6 protein-coding genes and 1 pseudogene are annotated in these 7,942 nt (G+C 38.9%); 6 read left to right on the top strand and 1 reads right to left on the bottom strand.

The window, feature by feature from the left end; genetic code table 11:
• Positions 1-283 precede the first annotated feature (283 nt).
• The 4 genes from D1831_RS13390 (at position 284) to D1831_RS13410 (ending at position 4,440) form a co-directional block, all read left to right on the top strand.
• The gene (locus D1831_RS13390) at positions 284-1,051 is read left to right on the top strand and encodes a ParA family protein (protein WP_003646247.1); all 768 of its coding nucleotides are present in this window, start codon (positions 284-286) and stop codon (positions 1,049-1,051) included.
• A gap of 5 nt (positions 1,052-1,056) precedes the next feature.
• Complete coding sequence (locus D1831_RS13395) at positions 1,057-1,410, top strand: hypothetical protein (RefSeq protein WP_003646248.1); 354 nt, start codon at positions 1,057-1,059, stop codon at positions 1,408-1,410.
• A gap of 304 nt (positions 1,411-1,714) precedes the next feature.
• Positions 1,715-2,644, top strand: coding sequence for an IS30 family transposase (locus D1831_RS13405; RefSeq protein ID WP_003646249.1), 930 nt, complete (start codon positions 1,715-1,717; stop codon positions 2,642-2,644).
• Between the two features lie 416 nt (positions 2,645-3,060).
• Positions 3,061-4,440, top strand: a complete 1,380-nt coding sequence (locus D1831_RS13410; RefSeq protein WP_003646250.1) for an amino acid permease — start codon at positions 3,061-3,063, stop codon at positions 4,438-4,440.
• Between the two features lie 172 nt (positions 4,441-4,612).
• Here the strand turns inward: D1831_RS13410 and D1831_RS13415 are convergent, their stop codons facing one another.
• Positions 4,613-5,299 (bottom strand): IS6 family transposase, encoded by a 687-nt coding sequence (locus tag D1831_RS13415; RefSeq protein WP_080335201.1) that lies wholly within the window; start codon positions 5,297-5,299, stop codon positions 4,613-4,615.
• A 252-nt stretch (positions 5,300-5,551) separates the two neighbouring features.
• On the opposite strand from D1831_RS13415, the pseudogene D1831_RS13420 reads away from it, so the two are divergent.
• Together D1831_RS13420 and D1831_RS13425 are read left to right on the top strand one after the other, a co-directional pair.
• A pseudogene (locus tag D1831_RS13420) lies at positions 5,552-5,864 on the top strand (amino acid permease); the annotation flags it as partial.
• Between the two features lie 318 nt (positions 5,865-6,182).
• Complete coding sequence (locus tag D1831_RS13425; RefSeq protein WP_179950337.1) at positions 6,183-7,526, top strand: amino acid permease; 1,344 nt, start codon at positions 6,183-6,185, stop codon at positions 7,524-7,526.
• The last annotated feature ends 416 nt before the right edge of the window (positions 7,527-7,942 follow it).

A 7,942-nucleotide genomic window follows, 5' to 3' on the forward strand; every position in this document is an offset into this window, starting at 1 on the left:
GTACACTATTATTTCAAAACCATTTTTCAGAAACGCCCTACAAACAATTAGAAATAGCAGTACTATAACTTTTAAGTATTTAAGTACTTTAATACCCAAGTCTTAAAATACTATTTTAAAAAGCTTTATATATATAATTTTGTAAATCTTTATATTCAGGCATTCAAATTTGATACTTTAGTACTTAAGGGTCAAAATACCAAAGTCCTATTGCGTTTTGCCTAAATTCAACCTATAATAATTACATCAGAACAGTACTAAAGTACTTATGGGAGGAAAACTAATGAGAAAAGCAGTCGTAATTTCCTTTGCAAATCAAAAAGGCGGTGTTGGTAAAACAACAACTGTTAGTGAAGTCGGTGAAAATTTAGCACGTGTTTATAATAAAAAAGTATTGATGATCGACATTGATCCACAATCAAGCTTGACGACATTAAAAAGTAACATGTCAAAAATTCTGCATGACAATAAAAAGACAATATCAGATGTCATGATGAAGAAAACTGACTTGATTGATGTTATTCTACCAATTAAACAAAACTTAGATTTAGCTCCTTCAACTTTATTTTTATCTGATGTTGAGCTTAATCTTGTAAGTGCTACAATGCGCGAAATAGTTCTACAAAAAGCCATTAACAAAATTAAAAGTTGCTACGACTATGTTTTAATTGATTGTCCACCATCAAGAGGATTGTTAACAGTCAATGCTCTGGCAGCTAGCAACTATGTCATTATTCCCGTCCAGGCTGAATATCAAGCATTAATTGGTATGCAATTACTCAAAAACACTATAAAAAACGTCCAAAATGAAATAAACAGCCATTTAAATGTTGGTGGATATGTCATAACTATGACATCACATACTAATCACAGTAACGAAACTGCTAACAGTATAAAAAAAGATAAGTTTCAGACATTATCTGAAATATCTCGTAGTATAGATGTTGCTGATGCCGGAGTAGCTAACATGGCGACTCATGAATACAACCCCGACAACAAGGCAGGCTTACAATACTTAAGATTATCAAAATACATTAGTAAAATGGAGTGAGAAAAATGGCTAATAGAAAAAGAAAACCAATCAATATTGACTCTAATCAGGAGGGGGAGAAGTTCGATACACTTTTTTCCTCAAAAGAAACACCTATCAAGAAGATTTCACCGGAACAAGAAGAAGTACGGTTACAACAATTCGACAAAATTCGTAATTTTTTCAAAAGGGATAAAAGACAAAAACAATATTCAGTTTATTTACCAGAAAGTATTCAAAAGATGATTAAACGGCACGCTATTTTAGAAGACAAGTCTTTCAGTCAAGTAACGAAAGAACTATTTTTAGACCACTATCTTACTGATTCAGAAATAAAGGCAGCTTACAACGAAGACTATGATAAAAGACATCATCTTTAAAAATCAGAGCATTGAGACACTTTAGTACCAAAGTGTCTCAATGCTCTTTTCAATAACCTTTAATGCTATACTAAATTCACACTCAAAACCATTGTATTCTCCATACTGCCACCATGCCTCCCTTTAAAATACTAAGGTATTATAGAGTTTTAGTACTATGGTACCTTAGTATTTTAAAGTCTTGCTATTTTCGGTAAGTTACTTAGGTAGATTGTAAAATTAATCCGAACGCTGTTCGGACAAAAAAGATCAGCTTCCTTTAAAATGGTGTTTACCACAAACCCATTTTTTAGGAGCTGATCTTTTGTCTAGTATAACCTATTCTGAACGAATTAAAATTGAAACCTTTTGTGAGCTAGGACTGACCAATATCCAAATGGCTGAGCGGATAAAACGATCTCCGTCTACGATTTCTTATGAATTATCTCGTTGTCAACCTTATCAAGCTGAATTAGCACAGGCCAACGCTGAATATAAACGGGCGCATTGTGGCCGAAAAACTAAACTGAATGCCAAATTAAAGCAAACCATTCTAAACCATTTACGTCTAAGCTGGTCACCAGAAGTGATTGCGCATGAGCTTAAACTAGCCACTAAATCTATTTATAATTGGCTATATCAGGGGAAAATTGAATTCTCCTTGAGTGAACTACCTGAACATGGGCTACGCCAACGGCGTAACCTCGACCAACGTTCTAAATATAATCAATCATTAGGGCGTTCAATTGAACAACGACCAGTTGTGATTAACCAACGTAACCGCATCGGTGATTTTGAAATAGATACAGTGGTTGGACCTCGTGGACATAGCAAGGCTGCTTTATTAACGCTAATTGATCGCAAATCACGTTTTCTTTGGGCTTACCGATTAAAAGATCGGACAGCGGCGACTGTTAATGAAGCCCTAACTATGTTTCTAACAACTTTTAAGGGACCGGTACACACCTTTACTGTCGATCGTGGAACTGAGTTTAGCAATCTAGTGTCATTTGAACCACAATACGGTATTCAGACCTATTACTGCCATGCTTACACGCCCGCTGAACGCGGCAGTAATGAACGATTCAATCGGAACTTACGTTATTTTTACCCTAAGGGGACTTGTTTTGAGCACATTAGTGCTCAAGATTTAACAACGACGTTACTCGAAATTAACCAACGCCCCCTTAAAGTACTTAACTGGCAAACACCTTACCAAGTGATGCTGACTAATTTGTCAAAAAATTCGGATTAAATTTGCAATCTACCATATTTTAATTTTAGAATAAAAAAACTTTTTTTCAGGGATTTTAACCTGTGACAAGCCAGCGAAATAATAACGTTTGTAGACTATTCCAAATTAATGTTCGTTATTCCTACCCATTGCATTTTAAAAATATTAAAGTAGAATGTGAAGCAAGAAGTCTTAAGACGGACAGAGAGCTGGCGAGTTGCTGAGAGCCAGTACTAGAAAATGGCAGAAACATCAAACAGGTTGCGCAACCGATATCAGCGATTAAAGGCAGTTCATAAGGAACTGTGAAACTTGGGTGGAACAGCGTTACGACGCCCCTTGTACTTACCATAACGTGTGGTAGGTGCAAGGGGCGTCGTTTTTGTGTCAGCCAGAACCACCCGGTGGACCCTCAGTCAGAGAAAAGGAGAGCATGTATGCAAACGAGTAAGAATCAGAAAAAACTATCTAGGTCGCTACAGAGTCGCCATATCCAGATGATTGCCATCGGTGGGGCGATTGGGACTGGTCTGTTCCTGGGATCTGGGAGCGCCATCCGGACGTCTGGCCCATCGATCATTTTGGCCTACCTCATTGTCGGCCTGTTTTGCTTCTTCATGATGCGGGCAATCGGGGAACTGCTGTTATCCGATACCAGCAAGCATTCATTTTTGGACTTTGTAAAAGAGTACCTGGGTGATCGGATGGAGTTCGTTACGGGTTGGTTGTACTGGTTCTGCTGGATCAGTTTAGCAATGGCCGATTTAACTGCAACCGGGATTTATATTAAATACTGGTTCCCAAGCCTGCCGCAGTGGGTAGCGCCGTTCGTGATTTTGATCCTGTTGTATTTGACCAACCGGGTGAATGTGAAGGCGTTCGGGGAAATGGAATCGTGGTTCTCGATGATCAAAGTGTTAGCCATTATTATTCTGGTTGTCGTCGGGTTCGCTTTAGCCATTATTCACTTCAAGGTCGATGGTCAAACGGCCTCCTTCGCTAACTTAGTCAATCACGGTGGGTTCTTCCCAACCGGGGGTTACGGGTTCTTGATGTCCTTCCAAATGGTTGTTTTCGCCTTTGTCGGGATTGAAATGGTCGGGTTGACCGCTGGGGAAACGAACGATCCCGAAGCCAACTTGCCTAAGGCTATCAACAGTTTGCCAATTCGAATCGGGTTGTTCTACGTGGGGTCTATGATCGCCATCATGAGCGTTTACCCTTGGAATGGGATCACCACAACGGCTAGTCCGTTCGTTCAAGTGTTCTCTGGTATCGGGATCACCGGGGCTGCCGGTATCTTGAACTTTGTGGTTTTGACCGCCGCCTTATCCGCAACCAACAGTTGTCTTTTCAGTACCAGCCGGACGTTGCACGCCCTGAGTCATGGGGGTAACGCACCAAAGCGGTTCATGATGTTAAGCAAGAGTGGGGTGCCAAACGACTCCTTGAACTTCTCGACTTTAGTGTTGTTCATCATCGTTATCTTGAACTACTTCATGCCAGCTAGCGTCTTCACGCTGATTTCCGGGGTTTCAACGATCAACTTCGTCTTAGTTTGGGTCATCCTGTTATGGTGTCATATCAAATACCGCCAGGCTAACCCAGCAGGAGCCAAAGCCTTCCGGATGCCAGGTTACCCAGTGACTGATTGGGTCAGCTTGATTTTCTTCTGCGCCGTACTAGTCTTCCTATTATTCAACGCTTCAACACGAGTTTCAATGATTATTTCATTGGTCGTCTTCGCAGTGATGTTGGTGGTTTATCAGGTGGTTTATCGGCCGGTTAGCGTGGAGAATGGGAACGTTCAAAAGTAAGTATTAAAGTGAAACCTGAATTATTCACCAGAAACTCCAAAATCCCCATCAAACACATGATTCAAGTGCTTGATGGGGATTTTACGTTTTCACCTTTTAAGTGCAGAAAAAGGTTCTGGTGCAAAATTAACAAAATAGTCTTTGTAATACATTGGGACGATTGTTGAACGGATCATTGTACTAATAATTCGATTAGTGATTGTGACGACGAAAAACCAAAGAGACTTGGTTCTCTTTGGCTTACTTTATGTAGTTGATGCATGACTTCAATCCCACTTAGCGTTTTTAGCGCAGTTCGTAGTGATTGAAAACCGCTTGATTTTACTAAGACGTGTTTAATTAACCGATGATCTTGTTCAATCAAATTATTACGATATTTAGAACATTGGTGATTTGCTTTCACCAATAAGCCATCTTTAATTACTTGTTTAATAGCCTTTAAAGTGCCAGCATATTGATCAGTAACCAGACAATCGGGACGACCATAGGTCGTCAATAAACGTTTCAAAAAATGATAGGCGGATTGATAATCACGATGTTTACGTAACTCAAAATCTAGTGTTAATCCATGACTATCAATGGCTCGATAGAAGTAATACCAACGACCTTTGATTTTAATATAGGTTTCATCAACTCGCCAGCTTTGACTATGAGTATCTCGCTGTTTTCGCCATAATAATTTGAATAGTGGCCCGTAATGGTGAACCCAGCGCATGACGGTTGTATGATGAATAATAATTCCACGGTCACGCAAAATTTCAACCACATCACGGTAGCTTAATGAGAATCTAAAATAGTAGCCAACGGCTACCAAAATAATATCTTTTTGGAAATGTCGCCCTTTAAAATAATTTTCCATCATCGCTACCTCGCTTTTTAGGCTAATTATACTCAAAATAAGTTTACCTGAAAAATTTTGCACCAGAACCCAAAGGAGTTCAATTTGAGTCCTAAGAATTGTTAATAACGAGTGTTTAAATTATTATTGGTGGTTGGATTGAGTAACATGTCAAAAGCCATGACATGAATAGTGACACATGACAAACAGTGGTATAATATGAGAATTCCTAATTAAAAGCCAATCTTTTTATCATATTTTAGGAAACTCTATATGAAATCAAAAATTTTTAAGAATCAAGATGAACCCATGCAATCTTTAAACACTCGTCATGTGAAACTTTCAAATAATTGCAATTGCTGGAACAATTAGTACCGGACTGTTCCTCAGATCTGGGTAGTACGATTAGTAAAACCGGCCGTCAGTAATGTTAGCTTACTTAACACTAGGGTTATTTTTCTTCTTTATGATGCGGGCTATTGGTGAGATGTTTTATGCGTATCCTACACAGCATACTTTTGTTTCATTCATTTCAAAATATTTGGGGCCAACAATCGGACATTTTACTGGTTGGGGTTACTGGATTTTGCATAGTTTAATTAACTGTAACAGTAGCCACTATAGAGACCCTAGTTATTAAATGTATAAAAAATCAAGCTTTCATAGTCACTGTTCATTACTTATTGCTGATTTATAACAAGACGAACTCGGTTCGTGTTTAGGGAGAATCATGGGTTTCTCACCTAAAAACAGGTTTACGTACCATGATGCTAATGGCGTTTAAATAAACTCTGCAAGAAGATACTTACATTAACGGATTTATCCATAAAGCGTCCCTTGCAAACTTACTACGGAGGAAATTTTGAAGCAAGAATTAAAGGAAACACCCCAATTACAACGATCAATGACCGCGGGACAGATGGAAATGATTTCTCTTGGAGGAGCAATCGGGGTTGGCCTGTTTATGGGATCCACTTCGACAATTAAGTGGACTGGGCCATCGGTGTTACTAGCCTACATGTTTGTTGGACTGATACTTTATATTGTCATGCGAGCGTTGGGTGAGATGATCTATGTAAACCCTGGGACAGGATCGTTTGCTGATTATGCAACTGAATATGTACACCCGTTAGCAGGGTATCTAGCTAAGTGGGCAAACGTATTTGAATATATTATTGTTGGAATGTCGGAAGTTGTCGCTGCAACTGAGTATTTGAAATACTGGTGGCCCCACATTAACGCGTTTACATCGGGAGTGATCATCATTATATTTTTGGTTGCCGCAAACCTTGTTAGCGCCAAGGCATATGGATCATTAGAGTTTTGGTTTGCAATGATTAAAGTATTAACGATTATTGCCATGATTTTACTGGGTCTTGGCCTAATATTATTTGGGTGGGGCAACGGCGGCCATCCTATTGGAATTAGTAATCTCTGGTCACATGGTGGTTTCTTTACCGGTGGTATATCGGGATTTTTCTTTTCAATGTCGATTATTGTCGGTTCCTACCAAGGTATCGAACTACTAGGAATTTCTGCAGGAGAAGTTGCTAATCCACAAATAGCCATTATTAAATCCGTTAAATCCGTTTTATTTCGTATCTTGATTTTCTATGTTGGTGCTATCTTTGTGATCATTACAATCTATCCGTGGAACCAGTTGGCCAATATTGGGTCGCCATTTGTGTCAACTTTTGCAAAAATTGGCGTCACTGCAGCTGCATCAGTTATCAATTTTGTAGTATTAACAGCGGCCTTATCCGGTGCTAACTCGGGTATCTACTCATCAAGTCGAATGTTATTTAAATTATCTCACGAAGGTGATGCACCCAAAATTCTAGGTAGATTATCTAAGCGAGTTGTGCCAGATGCTGCCATTCTGGGTATATCTGGAGGAATCTTATTAGGATTTATTGTGGATACACTCGCATCAACTTACAGTAGCTCAGCATCCAACTTGTTCGTAGTCGTCTTCAGTTCCTCAGTTTTACCAGGTATGGTTCCTTGGTTCGTTATTCTACTAGCTGAACTGCGGTTTCGGAAGAACAACCCTCAGTTGCTGTCATGTCATCCATTTAAGCTACCACTCTACCCATTCTCGAATTATTTTGCATTTGCAATGTTGTTGGTTATTGTAGTCTTCATGTTTATAAACCCAGATACCCGTATATCTGTATTTGTTGGCGCGTCTGTTTTGCTTTTAGCCACTGCAGTATATCTGCTTCGGCACCATACTAATAAACTCTAATTTGCATCATTAATTGGAAAACAATTTCGGTGTATCGAAGTTTTGTGAAGTGAACCCTTACCAAATAAATATTCAGTAATGACCTTTATGGTAGATTGCAAAATTAATCCGAACGCTGTTCAGACAAAAAAACCAGCTTCCCTTAAAATGGTGTTTACCACAAACCCATTTTTTAGGAGCTGATCTTTTGTTTAGTATAACCTATTCTTGGTAGATTGTAAAAAAAGAAGCCTTATAAAGGGCTTCTTTTTTATAGTGGCAAATTCTATAATTAATCCGAACAAAAATGAAAAAAGGCCCAAAGCAATCTCTTACAATGGTAGTAGTTAATTCCAACCAGCTATAAGGAGTGATTACTTTGGGTACTTCTACTTTATCACGTTTTCAACGTGGTGCGCTAGCTCAACTGGTCAGTG

Source organism: Lactiplantibacillus garii, from assembly GCF_003885105.1.
GTDB lineage: Bacteria > Bacillota > Bacilli > Lactobacillales > Lactobacillaceae > Lactiplantibacillus > Lactiplantibacillus garii.

Bases quoted from the DNA above. Each gene is read 5' to 3' on its own strand.
- D1831_RS13390 (WP_003646247.1), top strand. From the start codon at position 284: ATGAGAAAAGCAGTCGTAATTTCCTTTGCAAATCAAAAAGGCGGTGTT.
- D1831_RS13395 (WP_003646248.1), top strand. From the start codon at position 1,057: ATGGCTAATAGAAAAAGAAAACCAATCAATATTGACTCTAATCAGGAG.
- D1831_RS13410 (WP_003646250.1), top strand. From the start codon at position 3,061: ATGCAAACGAGTAAGAATCAGAAAAAACTATCTAGGTCGCTACAGAGT.
- D1831_RS13415 (WP_080335201.1), bottom strand. From the start codon at position 5,299: ATGGAAAATTATTTTAAAGGGCGACATTTCCAAAAAGATATTATTTTG.
- D1831_RS13425 (WP_179950337.1), top strand. From the start codon at position 6,183: ATGACCGCGGGACAGATGGAAATGATTTCTCTTGGAGGAGCAATCGGG.